The 20,408-nt window shown below is 72.8% G+C and carries 17 protein-coding genes; 5 read left to right on the forward strand and 12 right to left on the reverse strand.

What is annotated here, in order from left to right; translation table 11 throughout:
* Positions 1 to 165 precede the first annotated feature (165 nt).
* The 3 genes from ACH34S_RS18415 to ACH34S_RS18425 all read right to left on the reverse strand — a co-directional run bounded on the left by ACH34S_RS18415 (position 166) and on the right by ACH34S_RS18425 (position 2,953).
* Positions 166 to 996, reverse strand: coding sequence for a sulfurtransferase (locus ACH34S_RS18415; protein WP_395953877.1), 831 nt, complete (start codon positions 994 to 996; stop codon positions 166 to 168).
* A gap of 122 nt (positions 997 to 1,118) precedes the next feature.
* Positions 1,119 to 2,174, reverse strand: a complete 1,056-nt coding sequence (locus tag ACH34S_RS18420; protein ID WP_395953878.1) for an alkaline phosphatase family protein — start codon at positions 2,172 to 2,174, stop codon at positions 1,119 to 1,121.
* Positions 2,175 to 2,371: 197 nt separating this feature from the next.
* Positions 2,372 to 2,953 carry a DUF5998 family protein gene (locus tag ACH34S_RS18425; RefSeq protein WP_243711217.1) on the reverse strand — a complete coding sequence of 194 codons (582 nt, stop codon included), beginning with the start codon at positions 2,951 to 2,953 and terminating at the stop codon, positions 2,372 to 2,374.
* Positions 2,954 to 3,063: 110 nt separating this feature from the next.
* On the opposite strand from ACH34S_RS18425, the gene ACH34S_RS18430 reads away from it, so the two are divergent.
* A complete protein-coding gene (locus ACH34S_RS18430) occupies positions 3,064 to 3,402 on the forward strand; it encodes a hypothetical protein (protein WP_395953879.1) in 339 nt (112 codons plus the stop codon).
* Between the two features lie 16 nt (positions 3,403 to 3,418).
* Here the strand turns inward: ACH34S_RS18430 and ACH34S_RS18435 are convergent, their stop codons facing one another.
* A complete protein-coding gene (locus tag ACH34S_RS18435) occupies positions 3,419 to 5,938 on the reverse strand; it encodes a GNAT family N-acetyltransferase (protein WP_395953880.1) in 2,520 nt (839 codons plus the stop codon).
* Positions 5,939 to 6,106: 168 nt separating this feature from the next.
* Here ACH34S_RS18435 and ACH34S_RS18440 point away from each other — a divergent pair, with 168 nt between their 5' ends.
* Positions 6,107 to 7,030 carry a carbohydrate kinase family protein gene (locus tag ACH34S_RS18440; protein ID WP_395953881.1) on the forward strand — a complete coding sequence of 308 codons (924 nt, stop codon included), beginning with the start codon at positions 6,107 to 6,109 and terminating at the stop codon, positions 7,028 to 7,030.
* Between the two features lie 127 nt (positions 7,031 to 7,157).
* On the opposite strand, the gene ACH34S_RS18445 is transcribed toward ACH34S_RS18440, so the two are convergent.
* The 3 genes from ACH34S_RS18445 to ACH34S_RS18455 all read right to left on the reverse strand — a co-directional run bounded on the left by ACH34S_RS18445 (position 7,158) and on the right by ACH34S_RS18455 (position 12,739).
* Positions 7,158 to 8,375 (reverse strand): PP2C family protein-serine/threonine phosphatase, encoded by a 1,218-nt coding sequence (locus ACH34S_RS18445; RefSeq protein WP_395953882.1) that lies wholly within the window; start codon positions 8,373 to 8,375, stop codon positions 7,158 to 7,160.
* Positions 8,376 to 8,487: 112 nt separating this feature from the next.
* A complete protein-coding gene (locus ACH34S_RS18450; protein ID WP_395953883.1) occupies positions 8,488 to 9,513 on the reverse strand; it encodes a LysR family transcriptional regulator in 1,026 nt (341 codons plus the stop codon).
* Between the two features lie 1,138 nt (positions 9,514 to 10,651).
* The gene (locus ACH34S_RS18455; protein ID WP_395953884.1) at positions 10,652 to 12,739 is read right to left on the reverse strand and encodes a RecQ family ATP-dependent DNA helicase; all 2,088 of its coding nucleotides are present in this window, start codon (positions 12,737 to 12,739) and stop codon (positions 10,652 to 10,654) included.
* A gap of 185 nt (positions 12,740 to 12,924) precedes the next feature.
* Here ACH34S_RS18455 and ACH34S_RS18460 point away from each other — a divergent pair, with 185 nt between their 5' ends.
* From ACH34S_RS18460 to ACH34S_RS18470, 3 genes are all read left to right on the forward strand, one after another.
* Positions 12,925 to 14,253, forward strand: a complete 1,329-nt coding sequence (locus ACH34S_RS18460; RefSeq protein WP_395953885.1) for a threonine/serine exporter ThrE family protein — start codon at positions 12,925 to 12,927, stop codon at positions 14,251 to 14,253.
* A 74-nt stretch (positions 14,254 to 14,327) separates the two neighbouring features.
* Positions 14,328 to 14,654 carry a hypothetical protein gene (locus ACH34S_RS18465; RefSeq protein ID WP_395953886.1) on the forward strand — a complete coding sequence of 109 codons (327 nt, stop codon included), beginning with the start codon at positions 14,328 to 14,330 and terminating at the stop codon, positions 14,652 to 14,654.
* A gap of 9 nt (positions 14,655 to 14,663) precedes the next feature.
* On the forward strand, positions 14,664 to 15,800 hold the full coding sequence (locus ACH34S_RS18470; protein WP_395953887.1) for a DUF6745 domain-containing protein: 1,137 nt from the start codon (positions 14,664 to 14,666) through the stop codon (positions 15,798 to 15,800).
* A gap of 93 nt (positions 15,801 to 15,893) precedes the next feature.
* On the opposite strand, the gene ACH34S_RS18475 is transcribed toward ACH34S_RS18470, so the two are convergent.
* The 5 genes from ACH34S_RS18475 to ACH34S_RS18495 form a co-directional block, all read right to left on the reverse strand.
* Positions 15,894 to 16,280, reverse strand: coding sequence for an ATP-binding protein (locus ACH34S_RS18475; RefSeq protein WP_395953888.1), 387 nt, complete (start codon positions 16,278 to 16,280; stop codon positions 15,894 to 15,896).
* A gap of 113 nt (positions 16,281 to 16,393) precedes the next feature.
* Positions 16,394 to 17,248, reverse strand: coding sequence for an STM4011 family radical SAM protein (locus ACH34S_RS18480; RefSeq protein ID WP_395953889.1), 855 nt, complete (start codon positions 17,246 to 17,248; stop codon positions 16,394 to 16,396).
* A complete protein-coding gene (locus tag ACH34S_RS18485) occupies positions 17,248 to 18,534 on the reverse strand; it encodes an STM4012 family radical SAM protein (RefSeq protein WP_395953890.1) in 1,287 nt (428 codons plus the stop codon). Before ACH34S_RS18485 ends, ACH34S_RS18480 begins: the two co-directional genes overlap by 1 nt.
* Positions 18,531 to 19,331 (reverse strand): STM4013/SEN3800 family hydrolase, encoded by an 801-nt coding sequence (locus tag ACH34S_RS18490; protein WP_395953891.1) that lies wholly within the window; start codon positions 19,329 to 19,331, stop codon positions 18,531 to 18,533. Before ACH34S_RS18490 ends, ACH34S_RS18485 begins: the two co-directional genes overlap by 4 nt.
* Positions 19,319 to 20,389: an STM4014 family protein gene (locus ACH34S_RS18495; protein WP_395953892.1), complete on the reverse strand. Its 1,071-nt coding sequence runs from the start codon at positions 20,387 to 20,389 to the stop codon at positions 19,319 to 19,321. The genes ACH34S_RS18490 and ACH34S_RS18495 overlap by 13 nt, the downstream gene beginning before the upstream one ends.
* Positions 20,390 to 20,408 lie beyond the last annotated feature (19 nt).

Below are 20,408 nucleotides of genomic sequence, written 5' to 3' on the forward strand. Positions count from 1 at the left end.
CGCGGGCTGACGACGGAAAGCGCGAACGCACCTGAACACGTCTCGGCCGGGTGCCGTCCAGAAACGGTTCAGGCGAGCGCGGCGGGCGCACGTTGACGGCGGCCCGGTCGGGCGCGTGGGTTGACCGAGCGGCTGGTCGCGGGCCTGAGGGCGTGGGGCGGGCGGTTAGTGGTCGCCGGTGGCTATCGGGTTGGACGGGTCCGTTACCCAGTTGGACCAGGAGCCCACGTAGAGAGCGGCTGGGATGCCGGCGAGGTTGAGGGCGAGGATCTCGTGGGCGGCCGTCACGCCGGAGCCGCAGTACGCGCCGACGTCGAGCGCGTCGGTCGCGCCGAGCTGGGCGAAGCGTTCGCGGAGCAGCTCGGGAGGCAGGAACCGGCCGTCCACGCCGACGTTCCCGGACGTCGGCGCGTTGCGGGCGCCGGGGATGTGCCCGGCGACCGGATCCACGGGCTCCTGCTCGCCGCGGTACCGCTCGGCGGCGCGGGCGTCGAGGAGGACGCCCGCCGTGGCCAGCTCCGCGGCGCCCTCGGCGTCCAGCACGGGCAGCCGGCCCGGGTTCGCGATGAAGTCGCCCGGCTTGACCTCGGGGTCGTCGGTGCTCACCGGGCGGCCCGCCTCAGTCCACGCCCGGTACCCGCCGTCCAGGACGCGGACCCGGTCGTGCCCGAAGTACCGCAGCGACCACCACACGCGGGCCGCGGACGTGGAGTCGGCGTCGTCGTACACCACGACGAGACCGCCCTGCGAGACCCCGGCGCGGCGCATGGCCGACTCGAAGGCGACGGGCTCGGGAAGGGGATGGCGGCCGCCGGGACCCGGCGGCCCGGCCACGTCCTGATCGAGGTCGACGAACACGGCGCCGGGCAGGTGCCCCCTGCGGTAGGACTCGATTCCCGGCGGCCCCGCCAGATGCCATCGGACGTCCAGCAGGACCACGGGCGTCTGCCGCCGGAGCAGCCGGTCCAGGGCGGGCACTTCGATGAGAGGGTGCACACCGCCAGTTTGACCGCCGTCGCCCCGATTAGGGAGGGGCGTTTCCTTGTTCATCTCACCTACCCGCTGGTTCGGCGGCCGGACGCGGTCAGCGCCCGGACGTGGTCGGTTACCGGACATGATCAGTGACGGGACGTGCTCAGCAACGGGACGAGCTGCTCCGCCGGGACGAGGGAACCGTGCATGCCGACCATCCGGTTCAGCCACGGCTCCCGCTCGGACGCGACGATCGCGAGGTCGGCGTGCGGGACGGCGATCACGTCCCCGATCCGGTCCGTCATCCCAGGGCCGAGCGGGCCGAACCAGCCGTTCGCGACGGCCTCGTCGCGCGGGACGACCCACGCCCGGTCGCCGAGCAGGGCCGTCCAGGCGGCGAGGACGTCGGCGTGCGCGCCGGGCTCGCTGTAGACGTACCGCGCGCGGGCGTCGCCGCCGAGGAGGGCGACGCCGTCCCGCAGCTCGGGGACGGTGTCGGCGTCCACGCGCTCCGCCGGGTCGACCATGCCGTGGTCGGCGGTCACGTAGAGGGCCGCGCCGGGCGGCAGGACGGCCGCGATCTGCTGGGCGAGCACGTCCATGAAGCGGAGCTGGTGCCGCCAGTCGGCGGAGGCCGTCCCGTAGCGGTGGCCGGTCGAGTCGAGGTCGGCGTGGTACACGGTGACGAACGAGCGGTCGCCCTGGCGCAGGGCCAGTTCGGTGCGCCCGACGAGCTGCCCGAGCCCGTCGGCGCCGTGGTAGCGGGCACCGCGGGCGGTGGCGCGGCTGAGCGGGGTGCCGCGGTACTGGCGGAGCGCGACGTAGCCGACTTCGACTCCGGCCGCGGCGGCCCGCTCGTACACGGTCGGGACGGGCTGGAACTCCTCCGGGACGACGGAGTCGTCCTGCCAGCGCAGGCAGTTCAGCAGGCGGCCCGTGCCAGGGATCGCCACCTGCACGCCGAGCAGCCCGTGCGCGCCGGGCGGGGCGCCGGTGGCGAGCGAACCGAGGCTGCTGACCGTCGTCGCCGGGAACCCGGACGTGATCGCGCCGCCGTCCATCGCGTTCAGGAACGGGGCCTCGTCCGGATGGGCCTTGAGCAGCTGCCAGCCGAGCCCGTCGATCAGCAGGACGCAGATGCGCGGCGACGGCGGCAGCCCCAGCACGTTCACCGCGTCCGGGACGCCCAGGGACGCCAGCACCGAAGGCGGAAGATCGGCGAGCGCGCCCGCCCCGTACCGGGGAAGAGGCGGCTCCGGAATGGACGGCCCCGCGCCAGACGGCCCCGCGCCAAGCGGCTCCACGCCAAGCGGGCCCGGGCCTGGCGCGCCCGGAGCAGGCGGAGCAGGCGGCTCCGGGCCGGACGCGCCTGGGGCGGGCGGCTCGGCGCCGGGCGCGGTCACCGGGCGGTCGCGGCGGACAGTGCCTCGGCGAACGCCAGCACGTGGCCGACCGCGTCCGCGCCGTCCGCGGCCTCGCTGACCCGCAGGGACAGGTCGTCGGAGGTGACGCTGCCCGTGTACCCGTGGTCGGCCTCGCAGTTCTCGTCCCCGCACGTCGCGGGCTCGAGGTCGATGTGGGCGATGGCGCCCCAGCCGATGGTCAGCACGACCTCCGTCGGCGGCACCCCCGGGACGTAGGACGCCGGGTCCGGGACGACCCGCGTCACCGCGACCGACTGGACGCGCTCCAGCTTGACGGCCTCGGTCGTGGTGGACGCGTGCGGCTGCGCCATGCCCTCTCCGGGCGGGTGCTCGTCGGTGTGGCACACCAGCAGCCGGCCGGCCGACAGGACCAGCACCGTCACGTGCCGCCGGACCTCCATCGCGGGGTCGAACGTCGCCTCGTGGTGGACGACGTAGGCGACGACGGGCTCGTCCCCGATGGCCGACTCGACCGCGTCCGCGACCAGGTCCGGGTAGTAGCCGCTGCGCTCGATCGCCGTGCGCAGACCGCCGGCGGTCGCTCGGGTTTCCCTCATGGCCCCATCCTGCCCTGTCCGAGGGCGGACGTGCACATGACGCCCGTCCTCCAGCCCTCTCGGCGGCCCGGGGCGCGGTCATCGTCGCGATCGCTGGGTACGGGGACCGCATGGACGAGAAGCCCCTTCCCAAGCCGCCGCCGGTGCCGCCGCCCACCCCGGATCCGGCACCGGCGCCGGAGCCGCTGGTACCGCCCACCGAGCCGCCGCCCGGTCCGCCGCCGGGGCCCGCGCCGCAGCCTCCCGGTCCCGTGCCGCCGGGACCGGCGCCCGAACCCGTCCCGCCGGGCCCGCCGCCGGAGCCGACACCGCCCGGGCCCGCGCCGGAACCGTCCCCGCCGGCGCCCGATCCCGACCCGGTCCCGCCGGGCCCGGAGCCGGACCCCATCCCGCCGACCCCGGAACCGGGCCCGCCCGGTCCTCCTGGGCCGCCCGCGCCGCCGCGCTGAGGGGCGGGCGGACGCGTCAGGACAGCCGGCGAGGCCCCAGCTCGGGCCGCGGGCCCAGCGGGCGGGCCAGGCTCAGCGTCACGTGCCGGACCATGACGCCCGACGCGTCCGCCATGACCGGGCTCAGCTCAAGCCGCGCCACCTCCGGAAGGTCGTAGCCGAGGCGGGACGCGCGCAGCAGCAGTTCCTCCAGGGCGGCCAGGTTCACGGGTTCCGCACCGCGATGGCCGAGCAGCAGCGGCGCGGTGCGGATGGCGCGGATCATCTCCGCCGCGGCGACGTCCGCGAGCGGCGAGAGCCGGTAGGCGCGGTCGTCGAGCAGCGCGGCGGTCTCGTCGGCGATGCCGAACGAGATCACCGCGCCGAACGAATGGTCCTCCCTGATCACGATGCGGGTCGGCACCCCGCCGCCGTCCTCGCCCCCGGCGACGTCGATCCCGTAGCAGGCCAGAAGCTCGGCCGCCCGTCCGGGCGAGACGTCCACCACCTGATCGGACGCATCCCCCGCGCCTGGCTCGCGTGCCGCGTCCGCGGCGGTCAGCCAGTCGGCGACCAGGGCCCGGGCGCGGTCACGGTCCACCCCGTCGAGCTCCGGGATCCGGCCCGCCGGACGCTGCCGCCACTGCGCGTACCGGATCACGTACGCCAGCGCCCGGACGGCGTCCTCCGGCGACGGATAGGACGGCACCGAACCGGCGGCGGGCATCCCGTCCGGCCCGGTCACCCGCAGGTCGGCGGGCATGCCCTCCTTGCCCAGATACGTCGCCACGATCGGCTTCTCCCCGCGGGCCGCCAGCCGCATGATCTTCTTGGGGACGCGCACGTCGTAGCCGCCGATCGTCGGGGGCGTGAACAGCGCCACGACCGCGTCGACCGTCTCGTCCGCCAGCGCCCCGGCGAGCGCCGCCTCGTAGTCGTCGCCGCCCGCCCGGGGGCCGAGGTCGATGCGGGGCCGGACGTCCAGGCCGAGCGCGACGGCCTCGTCCTGCGCCAGCAGCCCCAGCGAGTTCGAGTTGTCGATGATCGCGATACGGTCGCCCGCCGGGAGCGGCTGGTAGGCCAGGACCTGCGCCACGTCGAACAGCTCCGACAGGTCCTCCACGCGGATCACGCCGGCCTGCTCGAACAGCGCGCTGACCGCGTGGTCGGGCAGCGTCAGCGCCCGCGCCGCGTGCCCGATCGGGACGCCCTGCGTGCTGCGTCCGCTCTTGACCGCCACGATCGGCTTGCGGCGGCCCAGCCGCTGGGCGAGCCGCGCGAACTTGCGGGGGTTGCCCAGCGATTCCAGGTAAAGCAGGACGGCCTTCGTCGCCGGGTCTTCCTCCCAGTACTGCATCAGGTCGTTGCCCGACACGTCTGCCCGATTCCCTGCCGAGACGAACGTGGACAGCCCCAGGCCGCGTTCGGCGGTCCGCTGCAGGATCGCGATCCCGAGCGCTCCCGACTGCGAGAAGAAGCCCACCGGCCCGCGTCCCGGCATCGTCGGCGCCAGCGTCGCGTTCAGCCGCACGCCCTCGTCGGTGTTCGCGATGCCCAGGCAGTTGGGCCCGACCACACGCATTCCGTATGCGCGCGCGAGCCGGACCAGCTCCTCCTGCCGGGCGCGCCCGTCGTCCCCTATCTCCCCGAATCCGGACGAAACGACGATGAGCCCGCGCACGCCCTTGCTCGCGCACTCCTCCACCACCTCGTGGACGGCGTCCGCCCGCACGGCCACGACCGCGAGATCGACGTCGTCCGGGATCTCCAGAACCGACGGATACGCGCGGACGCCCGCCACCGCCACCGCCGTCGGATGCACCGGATACACGGGCCCGGTGAAGTCCCCCGCCAGCAGGTTCCGCAGGACGGTCCGCCCGACGCTGTGCTCCGCCCGGCTCGCCCCGATCACCGCCACCGACCCCGGGAACAGCAGCCGCTGGATCGACCGCGACTCCGCCCGGTGCTCGCGCGCCGTCATGACCTCCACCGACGTCTCCGTCGGCTCCAGGTCGAGGACGAGCTCGATCACGCCCTCCTCGAACCGCTGCTCCGCCCGGTATCCCGCCTCCCGGAACACCCGCGTCATCCTGCGGTTGTCGGGCAGGACGCTCGCCACGAACCGGCGCACGCCCCGCTCCCGCGCCGCGGCCGCGATGTGCTCCAGCAGCACGGGTCCGAGCCCGCGCCCCTGGTGCGCGTCCTCCACCAGGAACGCGACCTCCGCCGTCTCCGGCCTGTCGCCGTCGGCCTGGTCGCCATCGGCTTGGCCGCCGTTGACCCGGTCATACCGGACGACCGCCACCATCTCCTCACCGATCGTGGCGATCAGCGCGACCCGCCGGTCGTGGTCCACGCCCGTGAAGTGTTCGACATCACGGTCCGACAGGTACGGGCGCGGCGAGAAGAACCGGTAGTAGATCGACTCGGGCGACAACCGCGCGTAGAAATCGCGCAGCAGCCCCGCGTCGCCGGTCCTGATGGGCCGCAGATGCGCCGTCCCGCCGTCACTGAGGACGACGTCGGCCTCCCACTGGTCCGGGTAACCCTCGGTCACCTACCCGAGGGTAGGCCACTCGCGCCGCCTCTTCCCCGGCACGAAAAAGCGGCCTTCCTCGGTTTCGCTGCGCGTTCGAGACCTAATCGGGGCGCCAGAGCTGTTACGGTCGAGCACACGCTCAGAATTGCCGCTCGCGCGGGCCGTGTTGATCGAGGTGATGACTCCATGACGCGCGTGGTCGTGGTCGGCGATCTCATGACAGACACCGTGGCACGTGCCGCGTTTCCCCTGGCAAAGGGGAGCGACACGCCCGCCGCCGTGACCATCCACGGTGGCGGCTCGGGCGCCAACGTGGCCGCCTGGCTCGCCGTGGAGGGGATCGACGTCGCCTTCGTCGGACGCCGCGGCTCCGACATCGCGGGCCGGAACCGGGACATGGAGTTGATGGGGTACGGCGTCGACGCCCGCCTCGTCATGGACGGGGAGCGCCCCACCGGAACCTGTGTGGTGATGGTCACCCACAAAGGCGACCGGACGCTGCTCTCCGATCCCGGCGCCAACGCCGCGCTCCTCCCCGACGACATCGAGCGCTGCAAGGACCTGTTCACCCAGGGCACCCACCTGCACCTCTCCGGCTACTCGCTGATCAACGAGGGCTCCCGCAAGGCCGCCATCCACACCCTCGACCTGGCCCGCAAGGCGCAGATGTCGGTGTCGGTGGACGGCGGGTCGTCCTCCCCGCTCAAGCGGATGGGCGCCGAGCCCTTCCTGGAGTGGACGCAGGGCGCCCGCCTCCTGGTCGTCAACGCCAAGGAGGCCGAGATCCTCACCGGCCGCGACACGCCCGAGCAGGCCGCCAAGGTGCTCACCGCCTGGTACCCGCAGGTCGTGATCAAGAACGGCGCCGAAGGCGCGCTCTGGTACACCAACGGCCGCCCCGAAGCGGTCACGGTCGCCGCCGAGCCCGTCGAGAAGATCGCGGACGGCACCGGCGCGGGCGACGCGTTCGTCGCGGGCTTCATCCCGCCGTGGCTGGACGGCAAGCAGCCCGCCGACGCCCTGACCGCCGGCTGCCGCCTGGCCGCCCGCGCCATGCAGCACCTGGGCGCCCGCCCCACCCTCGACGTGGTCGACAACCAGATCAAGTAACCGGTCCTCCTGGCGTCCTCGCCAGGAGGACCCAGCCGCGACCTTCCAACCGGGACGCGCCGGCCGCGGCTTCTCGAAAGCGGTCGGCTTTCAGGTGCCGCCGGCTTTCAGGTGCCGCCGGGGGTTCTCAGGAGAGCGACCGCCGCATCAGGAGCAACGCGACGTCGTCGCCGCTCGGCTGCTTGCCGATGAGCGCGCGCATGACCGCGGCGCCGACCGTCTCCGGCGGTCCCGGATACACCGCGTCGCACAGCCGGGTGATCCCGTCGTCGAGATCGTCGTCCCGCCGCTCCACGAGCCCGTCGGTGTAGAAGCACAGCAGGGCGCCCGGCGGGAACTCGACGGTGGTGGTCCGGCGTTCGACGTCGGCGCCGAAGCCGATCAGGACGTCGGGCTTCATGTCGGCCGTGCGCACCGGGCGCCCCGGGACGGCGAGGACCGGCGGCAGGTGGCCCGCCGAGGAGATCCGGACCCGGTCCGGGACGGCGTCGCACACCGCGTACAACACGGTCGCCGTCGCGTCGGGCTCGAAATGCTGGATCTTGCGGTCGAGCCGCCGCAGGACCTCCGCCGGATCGCTGCTCTCCAGCGCGTAGGCCCGCAGCGCGCTGCGCATCCGGCCCATGACGACGGCGGCCGACAGGCCGTGCCCCACCACATCGCCCATGACGATGCCGGTCTCGCCCGACGGGAGGGGGAACACGTCGTACCAGTCCCCGCCGACGTTCTCCTTGCCGGGACGGTAGCGCGCGGACATCTCGAGGCCGGGGATGTCCGGGAGCGCGGACGGCACCAGGCTGCGCTGCAACTCCCGGGCGCCGGCGTGTTCCGCGCGGCTGAGCAGGGCCTGCACCGCCATCGCGGCGCGCTCCGCCGCGAGCTGCAGGATCTCGACCTCGTCCGCGGTGAACCGGCGTTCGGTGAGCGTCCCGACGTGCATGACGCCCACCAGCGCCCCGCCGCAGATCAGCGGAACGCCGAGCAGGGTGCGAAGGCCCCGCTGGACCAGCAGCGGGTTGTACACGTCCGCTGCGGACACATCGATGATGGAGACCGGCCGCCGCTCGTGCGCGATGCGCCCGGCGAAGCCCTCCCCCAATGGCACCCGGACGGCCTGGCTGATCTCCTCTTCCAGGCCATCGGCCGCGGCCGCCACGAGATACCGGGCCTGCCGGTCGAGGAGCAGCACGACGGCCGTGTCCACCTCCATGACCCTGCGGACGCGCGCGAGCAAGGCAGCCAAGAACTCATCGACGTCCATGTGCGCGAACGAATCGTCGATGATCGCCCGGATGTTCGCGAGCTTACGGGTGACGCCCGCCAGAGAGGCGGATGAGTCCTTCACCCAAGCGACTGTATGCGCAGAATCGAACGTTCCACACCGTTGATGCAGGTGAGAGAGGCTATGGAGATGACGTATCCGCAGGTCCCAGGGGGGCGTGGGCGCCGCGGAGGGCTCAGGCGAGCGGGGTGTAGGTGCGGACGTCCTCCTTCACCGCGGCCCACAGGCGGTTGAGCGGGTGGCCCGCGTCGTAGCGTTCGAGGTCGGCGCGGCGCACGAAGGCGCCGGTCATCAGCTCCGCCTTGGGCTCCAGGTCGTCGTGGAGCGCGATCGTACGCAGCGGGACGGCGTCCGGATCGTCCTGGGCGGCCATCCCGCGGCCGATCGAGCCGGTGACGATCATGCAGCCGCGGACGAACCCGGAACGCAGCAGCGACAGCCCGTAGTGCACGTCGTCGATATCGGCGACCACCGTGAGGCGGTCGCGGAAGCCCGCCCCGTACCAGGTGGCGAGCAGATCGGCGACGAGCCCGGCGGGCGGCACCACCAGGGGCACGCCGGCGAGCCGGCTGGTCTCGACCGGCGTGCCGGGCAGCTCGGACTCCGGCAGGTTGGTCAGCAGCAGCGCCTGGCCCCGGGCGTACTCGATGACCTCGTACTCCTGGAGGCGCAGGTCGCCCTCGGGGGTGCTGACGATGCTGCCGCAGATCAGGTCGACCTGCCGGGTCTCCAGCCGCGACCACAGCTCCTTCGTCCGGACGTGGGCGACCTTGAACTCGACCTCGCGCTGCCGGAACTCCTCCGACACCAGGTTCCAGGCCCGTGACACGATCGGCAGCGTGAACTCGGTGGTGCCGACGGTCAGCATCCGGCCGAGGCGGCGGCGGCTCCAATGAATGGACTCCAGCCATTTCTCGAACGTCAGGCGCGCCAGCTCGACCGTGGTCTCCCCGGTCGGCGTGAAGAGGAAGTCCTTGCCGCGCCCCTGGCGGACCGTGAGCACTTCACCGCACAGCGTCTGGCTGTTGCGGTTGAGCGTGTCGAGCTGCTTCTGGACGCTGGACTGCTCGCGTCCCAGAACGCGGGCGGCCCTGAGCGCGGACCCGGTCTCGTGCACGACCAGCAGAGTCCGCATTTGGTCGAACGTCATATCGAGCAGCCCCGACGGGCAGTCCAGTAGTGCGTCGAGCGTCGGTGACACGGTGAGGGACATTACTACCTGTTCCGCGACCCCGCCGAAATGGCCGAACGGTCACCTTGCCGGGAAATGATGACATTTCCCGCTGAACTTATCTCAAGATGTTCTCCTAAACAACTGGACAGAGTTTTCTAACCTCTAGAACACTTTCGTCGGGCCACTTCCCGCCGCCGTCATCCGTCCCACCGAGGACGGCGGCGCTCCCGGGCGTGCGCCCCGGCGGTGCCGGCCGCCGGGGCCACCGCTCGGGGTCCCGACTCCCGTTCGCCGCGGCCCTTCTCCGCCGCGGCGCCGGGGCCGGACGCCGGCCCGTGTGCGGGGCCGCGCGCACGGGCCGGCCCGAACGTCCGCCCGCGCCCACGGGGGCGCGCGGGCGGCACACACCCATGAGCCGTCGCCCCGACCGTTTCACCGCCCATGACGCGCTCAGCGAAAGAACACGCTGCTCACAGAACCAAGGAAGCGAGCAGCACCCACCCACCGGCCAACGCGCCGACGGGTCTGTGGGTCTGTGGGCGGGGGGTCGGCGGACTGGCGGGTCCTACGCGTCAGCGGGTCCGACGGGCCTGCGGGCCAACGGGCCCGCAGGTCCGGCGGGGCAGCGGGTCCGACGGGGCAGCGGGTCCGACGGGGCAGCGGGTCCGACGGGGCAGCGGGTCCTACGTGCCAGCGGGTCCGACGGGCAGGCGGGCCAGCAGGCCGGGGGTCGGCGGGCCGACGGGTCCGACATGCCGACGGGCAGGCGGGTCCGACGGGCAGGCGGGTCCGACGGGCAGGCGGGCCAGCAGGCCGGGGGTCGGCGGGCCGACGGGTCCGACATGCCGACGGGCAGGCGGGTCCGACGGGCAGGCGGGTCCGACGGGCAGGCGGGTCCGACGGGCAGGCGGGTCCGACGGGCAGGCGGGTCCGACGGGCAGGCGGGTCCGACGGGCAGGCGGGTCCGACGGGCAGGCGGGTCGGCGGGCCAGCGGGCCGGGGGTCGGCGAGTCCGACGTGCCGACGGGTCTGCGGGCCGACGGGCCCGTAGGTTCGGCGGGGCAGCGGGTCTGGTGGGGTAGCGGCGGAGGCGGGCGGTCGGGGCGGCGGACGGTGGATGCGGGAACCGGCACTCGGGCTTGGTGGCCAGCCGGGTGGGCCGTTTTTAGGTGGGGGTGGCGAGGACCAGCGGGAGGATGGATTGGGCGCCCTCCTTTCTTAGGAGGCGGGTTGCGACGGTCATCGTCCAGCCGGTTTCTACCCGGTCGTCCACCAGGAGGATGGGGCCCGGGGTGTCGGAGAGGGCTTCGGCGAGGGCGGGCGGGACGGCGAGGGTCTGCCAGACGGAGCGGAGGCGCTGGGCGCTGTTGTGGCGGCGCGGGACGGGGTCGCCGACCGGGGTGAGCTCGCCCAGGTACGCGAGGCGGCCGATCTCGGCGATCCGGCGGCCGAAGGTGGTGACCAGGCGGGGGCGCGAGCGGGAGCCGATGGTGACGACGCCGGTGGGGCGGGCGGGCCAGTCCCAGGCGGCGAGGACCTTGACGACGGCGTCCACCAGGTCGGGGGGAACGTCGGTGTCATCGGCGGCGAACAGTTCGCGGAGGCGGTTGCCCCAGCCGATGTCGGTGAGGCGGCCCAGAGCGCGGCCCGTCTCGGCCTGGAGTTCGATGCGGCCGGAGACGCCCAGGTCGTCCTTGACACCGGCGGGCCACATGCGGCGGGGGGCGATGTCGACGCCCGGGCGGTGCAGGCGGTCGCGGGCCTGGGTGGTGCTCTTCTGGGTGACTTCGGCGGGCCAGTGGCGGCCCGTGCAGTTGTCGCAGCGGCCGCAGGGGGCGGCAGCGGGGTCGTCCAGCTGGCGGCGCAGGTACTCCTCTCGGCAGGTGGGCGTGGATATGTAGTCGAGCATGGCCTGCTGCTCGCGGCGGCGTTCGGCGGTGACGCGTTCGTAGCGTTCGCGGTCGTAGGACCAGGGCTCGCCGGTCGCCGTCCAGCCGCCCTTGACGCGGCGGGCCGCGCCGTCAACGTCGAGGACCTTGAGCATCATCTCCAGGCGGGTGCGGCTGAGGTCGACCTGCGGTTCGAGCGCGCCGGTGGAGAGGGGACGGCCGGCGGTCTCCAGGACTTCGAGGGTCCGGCGGACGACGGGTTCCGGCGGGAAGGCGAGGCTGGCGAAGTAGGCCCAGATGTCGCGGTCTTCCCTGCCGGGGAGGAGGATCACCTCGGCGCGGTCGACGCCGCGGCCCGCGCGCCCGATCTGCTGGTAGTAGGCCACCGGGGACTGCGGGGCGCCCACATGGACGATGAAGCCGAGGTCGGGTTTGTCGAAGCCCATGCCCAGGGCGCTGGTGGCGACGAGGGCCTTGAGCTTGTTGTCCAGCAGGTCTTGTTCGGCTTGGAGGCGTTCGGCCTGTTCCGTCTGGCCCGAGTAGGCGGCGACCTCGTGGCCGCGGTCGCGGAGGTAGCCGGCGATCTCGTGGGCGGCGGCGACGGTGAGGGTGTAGATGATGCCGGAGCCGGTGAGTTCGCCGATGTGCTCGCCCAGCCACGCGATGCGCTGCTCGGCGGTCGGCAGCGTGACGACGGCGAGGTGCAAGGAATCGCGCTCGAGCGGGCCGCGCAGGACGAGGGCCTCGTCGCCCGCGAGCTGCTCGGCGACGTCCTGGGTGACGCGGGCGTTGGCGGTCGCGGTGGTGGCGAGGACCGGGATGCCGGGCGGCAGCTCGGCGAGGAGGGTGCGGAGGCGCCGGTAGTCGGGACGGAAGTCGTGGCCCCAGTCGGAGATGCAGTGCGCCTCGTCCACCACGACGAGCCCGGCCCCGGCGGCCAGCTTCGGCAGGACCAGGTCGCGGAATTCGGGGTTGTTGAGGCGTTCGGGGCTGACCAGCAGGACGTCGACCTCGCCTTCTTCGACCTCGGTGAAGATCTGCTCCCAGTCGCCGGTGTTGGAGGAGTTGATCGTGCGGGCGTGGATGCCCGCGCGCCGGGCGGCGTCGATCTGGTTGCGCATCAGCGCCAGCAGCGGCGACACGATCACGGTGGGGCCGGCGCCGCGGTCGCGGAGCAGCCGGGTGGCGACGAAGTAGACGGCGGACTTGCCCCAGCCGGTGCGCTGGACGACCAGGGCCCGCCGCCGCTCGACGACGAGGGCGCTGATCGCCGTCCACTGGTCGTCGCGGAGCCGCGCGTGCTCGCCCGCGAGGGCGCGCAGGCAGCGCTCGGCATCGTCCCGGAGCAGGTCGGATTCGCTCATGCGTCCTTGGTACCAGCGCCGCCGAGGTCCCCGCACCAGAATCACGTTCTGTGGATAGCGGGGCCGCTGGTTGGGGAGAGGTGAGGCGCGGGTAGCCTGCCAGTCAAGATCGGTTTCGGCGGCGGAAGGAACGCGGGCGGGGAATGGGCGCGGGGGAACGCTTGCGGCGGACGTGGCAGATCCTGATGGATCACACACCCCCCGAACCGCCCGAAGAGGAGCCCGGCGAGGTCGTCGATCCGCGGGCGGTCGACCTCGTCCTGCGTGTGGGCGAGCTTCTCCTGGCCAGCGGTGAGACCACCGAGCGGGTGAACGAGGCCATGCTCGGCCTGGCGGTCGCCTACGAGCTTCCGCGCTGCGAGGTCCAGGTCACGCTGACGAGCATCCTGGTGTCGGCCCATCCGGGGAAGGGCGAACCGCCGGTGACGGGGACGCGCGCCATCCGGCGCCGTACCCCGGCGTACTGGCGGCTCACGGCACTGCACCAGGTGGTGCAGGACGCGTCCATCGGGATGCTGGAACTCGACGACGCGCACAAGAGGCTCGCGGAGATAAAGACGGGCCGTCCCCCATACCCGGCCTGGCTCCTGGTCGTGTCGCTGGGGCTCATCGCGGCCTCGGGCAGTGTGCTGACCGGCGGTGGACCGCTCGTCGCGGCCACGGCCTTCATCGCCACCCTGCTCGGCGACCGCGCCGCCGCCGCGCTGGCACGCCGCGGCATCGCGGAGTTCTTCCAGCTGACGGTGGCCGCCGCGATCGGTGCCGGGGCGGCGGCGATCGTGGTGGCGCTGGGCAGCCCGGGCCAGGCCGCGACGGTCGTCACGGGCGCGATCCTGGCGCTGCTGCCGGGGCGTCCGCTGGTCGCCAGCATCCAGGACGGCATCACCGGCGACCTCGTCAGCGCCGGGGCGCGGGTGCTGGAGGTCTTCTTCATGATCGCGGCGATCGTGTCCGGGCTGGGCGCGGTCGTGTACATCGCGGTCAACCTGGGCGTGAACATCGACGTCCGGCACCTGCCCACCCCGGCGGCGGAGCTCGAACCGCTCGCGGTCCTGGCGGCGGCGGCCATCTCGCTGACGTTCGCGGTGTCGCTCGCCGCGCCCCGGGACGTGCTGACCGCCGCGGCGCTGGGCGGCGGCCTGATCTGGGTGCTGTACGTCCTGGCGCGTGGATGGCACGTTCCACCCGTCCTGGCGGCGGCCCTGGCGGCGACCGTCGTCGGCATCCTGGCGAACTGGCTGGCGCGCAGGCACGGACAGCCCGTCATGCCGTTCGTCGTCCCCGCCATCGGGCCTCTGCTGCCCGGAACCTCGCTCTACAGGGGAATGGTCGAGCTCAACACCGGCTCCCCAGAGTCGGGTGTGCTGAGCCTCATCGGCGCCGTGTCGGTGGCCCTCGCGCTGGGCGCGGGCGTCAACCTCGGTGGGGAGCTCGTCCGGGCGTTCCAGCACGTCGGGTTGAGCGCGTCCGGACGCTGGGCGCGGCCCGCGGCCCGCCGCACGCGCGGCTTCTGACGCCGACTCGCACGCCGGTTCCGGGCGGTCTCGCGGGGCCCGATTTTGTCGGTGGCGGACGTTACGTTCGCAACATGTACCGACAGGGAGACATCCTGATCATGCCCGTGTCCGAGGAGGCGGTCCCGCAGCCCGTCCGCGACCAGCGGCCGGCGCCGCGGGACGGACGGGGACGCATGGTCCTGGCGCTCGGCGAAGCCACCGGGCACGCGCACGCGCTGTCCGCGCCCGGCTCGCTGCTGCGCTCCTCCGACCCGCTCGCCCCGGACCACCTGCACCTGCCGTCCGGCGGACGGCTCGTGCACGAGGAGCACGCGGCGATCACCCTGCCGAGGGGCTGGTACCGGGTGATCCGCCAGCGCGAGTACGTGCCCGGCACCGTCCGCGTCGTGGCCGACTGAGGGGGCGGGATGCTCACGGCAACACGCGAAGCCCACTACGTGGTCGGCGACTGGCAGTCGGCGGCCTTCGGCACCGGCCCCGCCGACCGTGACCGGGCGGAGGCGGGCGTCGCCGCCGCCTACGCGGCCGCCGGTCTGGACGCTCCCGAACGGTACGTCTGGGTGCCCTCCCCCGCGCGCGGCGCCGTGGCGGCGGCCGTCCTGGCCGGGCACGGCGACGCCCTGGCTGCGGCAGGGCTCGGTGAACTGGTCGATCAGGCCAGGGCCGACCTCGGTGACGTTCCAGCGGGAACGAGCGTCCTGGCCGCGGTGAGGACTCGTCCATGGGAGGCCGAACGCGCCGCGGCCTGCTCCGAACAGGGGCCGGAGCAGTGGCCGCAGGTGTGGGCCGAAACGGGCGGTCTGCTGTGGAACCAGGTCCAGGCCCTGGTCACGCGCGTGCGGGGCGCCATCGGCGACCTCGCCGCCCCCGCCGGGGGTGAGGTGACCGACGCCCAGGTGGAGGCGACCGCGTCCCTCCTGCGGGGCGCCACGCTCGACGCCGTCCTCGGCCAGCACGACGCGCCGTGGCTGGCGCTGTTCGAGACGCTGGGTCGGCTCGGCGGCCCGCTCGCGGGCCTCGCGGAGGCCGCCCGCGCCACCGGCTGGTGGTGGCCCTACGAGCGGCTGGTCATCCTGTCGGAGCGGCCCGCCGAACTGCACCGGGACGAGCCCGGACGGCTGCACCGCGGCAACGGCCCGGCCCTCGCCTACCCGGACGGTTTCGCCCTGCACGCCTGGCGCGGCATGCCGATCCCGCCCGATTTCGTCGACTCGCTGACCGGCCTCACGGCGGACCGCATCTCCGCCGAGGCGAACGCCGAGTTGCGCCGGGTGATGCTGGAGATCTTCGGCTACGACCGCTATCTGGCCGAGACGGGCGCGCGTCCTGTCCACAGGGACGAGACGGGCGTCCTGTGGTCGATCGACCTGCCCGGCGACGAGCCCGTGGTCATGGTGGAGGTGGTGAATTCGACACCGGAACCTGACGGAACCCACCGCACGTACTACCTGCGCGTCCCGCCGAGCACGCGCACGGCGCGCGCGGGCGTCGCGTGGACGTTCGGCGTGGACGAGGCCGACTACCACCCCGAGAAGCAGACCTGAGCCTACGGACGGCCGGGTGGTCCCGGCCCCCGGCGGGTGTCCGTTGGTCGCACTTCCCCAGGCACCAACGGACGCCCGCCCCGCTCCCGCCGCTCACGGCGCTGCGGTCTGCGCCCAGGTGACCTTGCCGCCGACGGTGGAGCGCCAGCCCCATGCCCGCGCCAGCGCGCCGACGAGCAGGAGGCCGCGGCCGCCTTCTGCGTGCGGATCGGCGATCGGTACGGCCGGGCCCTCGGGGTTGTCGTCCCACACCTCGACCATGGCGGTCGCGTCATCGGGCAGGGAGACGACGAGCGTGATGGTGGTCGCGTACCGGATCGCGTTCGTGACGAGTTCGCTGGTGATGAGTTCGAGATCGCCGTTGAGGTCCTGCCGGTTCCAGCCCGCCAGGGCGGCGCGCACCGTGTCGCGCGCCGCGCGCACGGCCGCCTCGACCGGGCTGAGCGCGAGGACGAGGTGAGGACGAGGTAAGTGGTCCACGGGTCCGCCTAAGTTCACCGGCTAACGCAAGCATGCGCCCTCTCACGGGCCCGCGCACGGGAACCGCACCTACCGGTTTGTGTCTCGATCGGCCGCGCTGGTGTGCGGGCTGGTCAGGGGCGGGCGAGAAGTGCCGGGATGCGTTCTAGGACGCCTCCCGCGAACGTGTCGTAGAGGCCCAGTGGTTCCAGGTGGACGTAGCCGATATGGCAGTCGCAGGTGTCGAGGGGGCAAGGGCGCGGGGCCAGGGCGTCCCGGAACGAGCCGTCGTAGAGGTTGCCCAGGACGGCGGGGACGAAATGGCAGCGGCGGACGGTGCCGTCGCCGTCCACCGAGACGACGGTGTGGCCCGTCCGGCAGGGGAGGCCGCGGCTGGCGTGCGGTCGGCGGCTCACCGGGAACAGGGGGTCGACGGCGGTCCAGGCGTCGGCCTCGGCGTCGTCGTAGGTGTGTCCTTCGGCGGCGTTGACCCACAGGTACGTGCCGGCGGGCAGGTCGGCGCGTAGGTTCCTCGCGGCGTCGAGGTGTTCGGGCTGGCCGACGATGCCGACGCTGTACCGCACGCCGCGTGCCGTCAGATCGCGGCATTTGCCGAGGAACCGGTCGTACGGCACCTGGCCAGGGTGGTACGTCGCCCAGAGCGCGAGGCGGGAGAGGTCGGCGTCGGACGTCCACGACACGCGGTGGCTCAGGTTCGTCTGGATCGCGACCCGTTCGACATGCGGGAGATGGCTCAGATCGACGAGCGCGCGCCTGTACCAGGAGCGGACGAGGCCCTCGCCCCAAGGTGTGAACAGCACGGAGATGCGGTGTTCCTGTGCGGAGACCCAGGCGGTGAAGCGTTCGAGTGCGGCGCGGTCGGCACGCAGTTGCTCCGGGGTGTCTCGACGCTTGGCGAACGGGCAGTACGGGCAGTCGTAGTCGCAGCTGGCGAGAGGTCCTCGGTAGAGGATGGTCAGGTGGTCCATCAGCGGGCCTCGTAGGCGGCCATCAGCGTCTGCACGTGCGGTGAGAACAGTGCCGGGCCGATGGCGTCGGAGTAGGCGAGCCCTTCCGGAGTCAGCCGGACGGTGTCGTCGGACGTCTCCAGCCAACCGCGGGCTTGAAACGACGTGAGGTCGGCCTGGAAGTCGTCTAGTGGGTCTGTGTTGAAGCGCGAGCGGTAACTGGTTCGGTCGACGCCTGCCGTCTGGAGGAGGGATTGGACGAGGTGCCGGCGGCGGCGTTCGTCGTCGGTCAGTTCGAAGCCGACTCGGGCGGTGGTGAAGTCGTCCTCGCCCACGTAGTCGTCGATGATGGAGCGTACGAGTCGCGTCTCGACCGCGTATTCGAACGAGTAGTGCAAGCGGGACGTGTACGAGCGGGCTCCGCAGCCTAGGCCGACCATGCCGTCCGTCTGGCAGCAGTATTCGGTGCCGTTGGCGGTGGCGGAGGGCAGGCGGAACATCCGCATCGACACTTGCTCGTAGCCTTCGCCCAAGAGGTGGTCGCGGCCTATCCGGTAGAGGGTGGCGCGCTGGTCGTCCCAGTCCTGCATCCGGTGTTCGAGCCCGGTCTTTGGACGGACGTAGAGGGGATAGAGGTAGATCTCCTCGGGGCGCCAGGCCAAGGCGGCGTTCAGGGAGTGCATCCAGGTCGCAGGCGTCTGGCCGTCGATGCCGTAGATGAGGTCGATGTTGAGGGTCGGGAAGCCTACGGCACGTATGCGGTCCAGTGCCGCCTCTACCTCGGCGCGTTTCTGGGGACGGACGGCGGCGCGCGCTTCCTCGTCAAGGAAGCTCTGCACGCCGATGGAGATCCGGGTCGTGCCGCGTTCGGCGAGCACTGTCAGCCGGTCGGTGGTCGCTGTGGCCGGGGACGTCTCCACGCCCAGCGGAATCGTGCCGAATCCGGGGAACCGTATGGCGATGTCGCAGAGACGTTCCAGTTCGGGCGCGGTGAAGTAGGTCGGCGTGCCGCCACCGAAGGCCGCGGTGGCGAATGAGGCTTCGCCGCCCAGGGCGTCCAGGACGGCGGTGGCCTGCCGGTCGAGCGCGTCCAGGTAGGCGCCGGTCAGTTCTTCGGGGGCGCCGGTGCGGGTGAACAGATTGCAGAAGCCGCACCGCATTTCGCAGAAGGGCACGTGCATGTAGAGGAAGAGCGAATCGAGCCGCTCGCCGTCCCATACATCGCGCAGTGCGGGAAGCGGGGCGGGCAGCGGACGGTAGGCGGTCTTGTGCGGGTATGCGTACACGTACGCCTGGTACTGATTCACGACAGAACGAACTCCCCGTAAGGAACGGTCCAGACGACCTCGTGGCCGATGCGGTGCCCGGTGTGGCCGTCCTCGCCGTACGCGGTCCCGTGGTCGGAGCAGACGATGACGAAGCAGGGGCGGCGCATCAGCGAGAACAGGCGGCCGATGTGGGCGTCGACATGCCGGAGCGCGGCGGCATGGCTGGCGCGCGTGTCTCCGGCGGAACGTGTGGCACCGTCCAGGTAGAACCAGTTGGGCTGATGCAAGGACGCGACGTTCAGCAGCAGGAACAAGCGGCGTTCGGCAGGCAGCCGCGTCATGATTTCGGCGACGCGGTCGATCTGGTTGGGCAGCGACTCCGGGTCGGTCACTCCGAACGCGCGCTCCCAGTGGCTCTCGGCGAACAGCGACGGAAGCGCCGACCCGAGTGGTGTCTGCTTGTTGAAGAACCCGACGCCGCCCACGCAGACGGTGTGGTAGCCGGCCGCCGCGAGCCCGGACGGCAGGTCGGCGGTGTCGAACGTCCACGTGCCGTCTGTGGTCGTCTCACTGCCGGGGAACGCCCCGGCGAACGGACGGGGGTGCGGCCCAGGGGACGCGGGCGTCGGCAGGAACCCGGCGAGCATCGCGGTGTGCGCGGCATAGGTGAAGCTGCCCGGCGTGTGGCGCCGTTCCCAGCGGCCCTCTGGGAGAAGCCCGGTCAGCGTGGGTGTTTCACCGGACGCGGCCAGTTCGGCGGCCACGTCGTAGCGCAGCGTGTCGAGGGTCACCAGCAGGACGTCATGGCTGCCGATGATCCGGTTCATGTCGTACATACGGGCAGTGCTGCTCTGATCTGGGCGGTGTAGGTGTCCAGGCCCTCGGCTGGGCCGCCGGGCAGGCCGGTCAGGCCGGGCAGCAGGTCGCCGAACGCGTTGACCTCGCAGACGGCGAGGCGCTTCATCCCCTGCCCGACGAGCAGGTCGACGCCGACCATGAGGCTGCCCGGGAAACAGGCGGCGGCCCGCGCGCACACGTCCAAGGCCCGTTGCCAGCCGTCCGCCCCGAGGGCGCGTTGCACTGTCGACAGGTCGCCTCTGGTGCCGCCCAGGTGCAGGTTCGTCATCGGGTGACGGCTCGTCCGGACGACCGCGTGCGTGGGTTCGCCGCCCACGACGACGACGCGCAGATCGAACACGCGTCCGCCGACCGTGGCCTTCGGCAGCCAACGCTCCACGTGGAGGCCGTCCGGCGCGAGCGCGTCGATGAGGGCGGCCACCTCCGCCTCGGTCTCGTAGGCGCGGACGCGCAGCGAATTGAACAGCCCGTCCTTCGCCATGAACGCCGATGTCACGGCCCGAACCCGGCCCGGCGCGGTCTGCAGCGCGACCACCCCGGACGCGGACGACCCGTGCGCCGGTTTGACGAACACCCGCCGCTCCCCCGCCGCGTCCATCCGCTCACGAAGCGCCGCATACCCGTCCACCTGCGGCAGCGCGGGCGGGACGGGCACTCCGGCGGCCCGGAGGCGGGCATGCGCGAGCCGCTTGTCGAACATGACGGCGATCTCCTCGACGTCGCCGAGCAGCCGCGCTCCGGCCGCCGACGCCGACGCGGACAGCCGCCCCAGCGCCGCCGTGAACGTCCGGTGCCAGCGCGCCCCGCCGCCCACCCGGGACGGTTCGCCGGGGCCGCGCAGCAGGGCGTCGGCCTCCGGGTCCTCGCCGGGCGAGTCGACGCGCAGCAGGTCACCGGGCCTGAGGACGGGCTCGGCGCCGCGCAGCACGTCGGTCCAGGCGGTGAGCCGGGGCTCGGGCAGCCCGGACGACCGGCACGCCGCCGCGAACAGCGCGGGACGCCGGTCGCCGGGCGTGCCGACGACGGCGAACGTCATTCCGGCACCGCGGCGCGGC

Origin of the sequence: Actinomadura sp. 3N508, from assembly GCF_044326375.1 — a bacterium.
Lineage (GTDB): Bacteria > Actinomycetota > Actinomycetes > Streptosporangiales > Streptosporangiaceae > Spirillospora.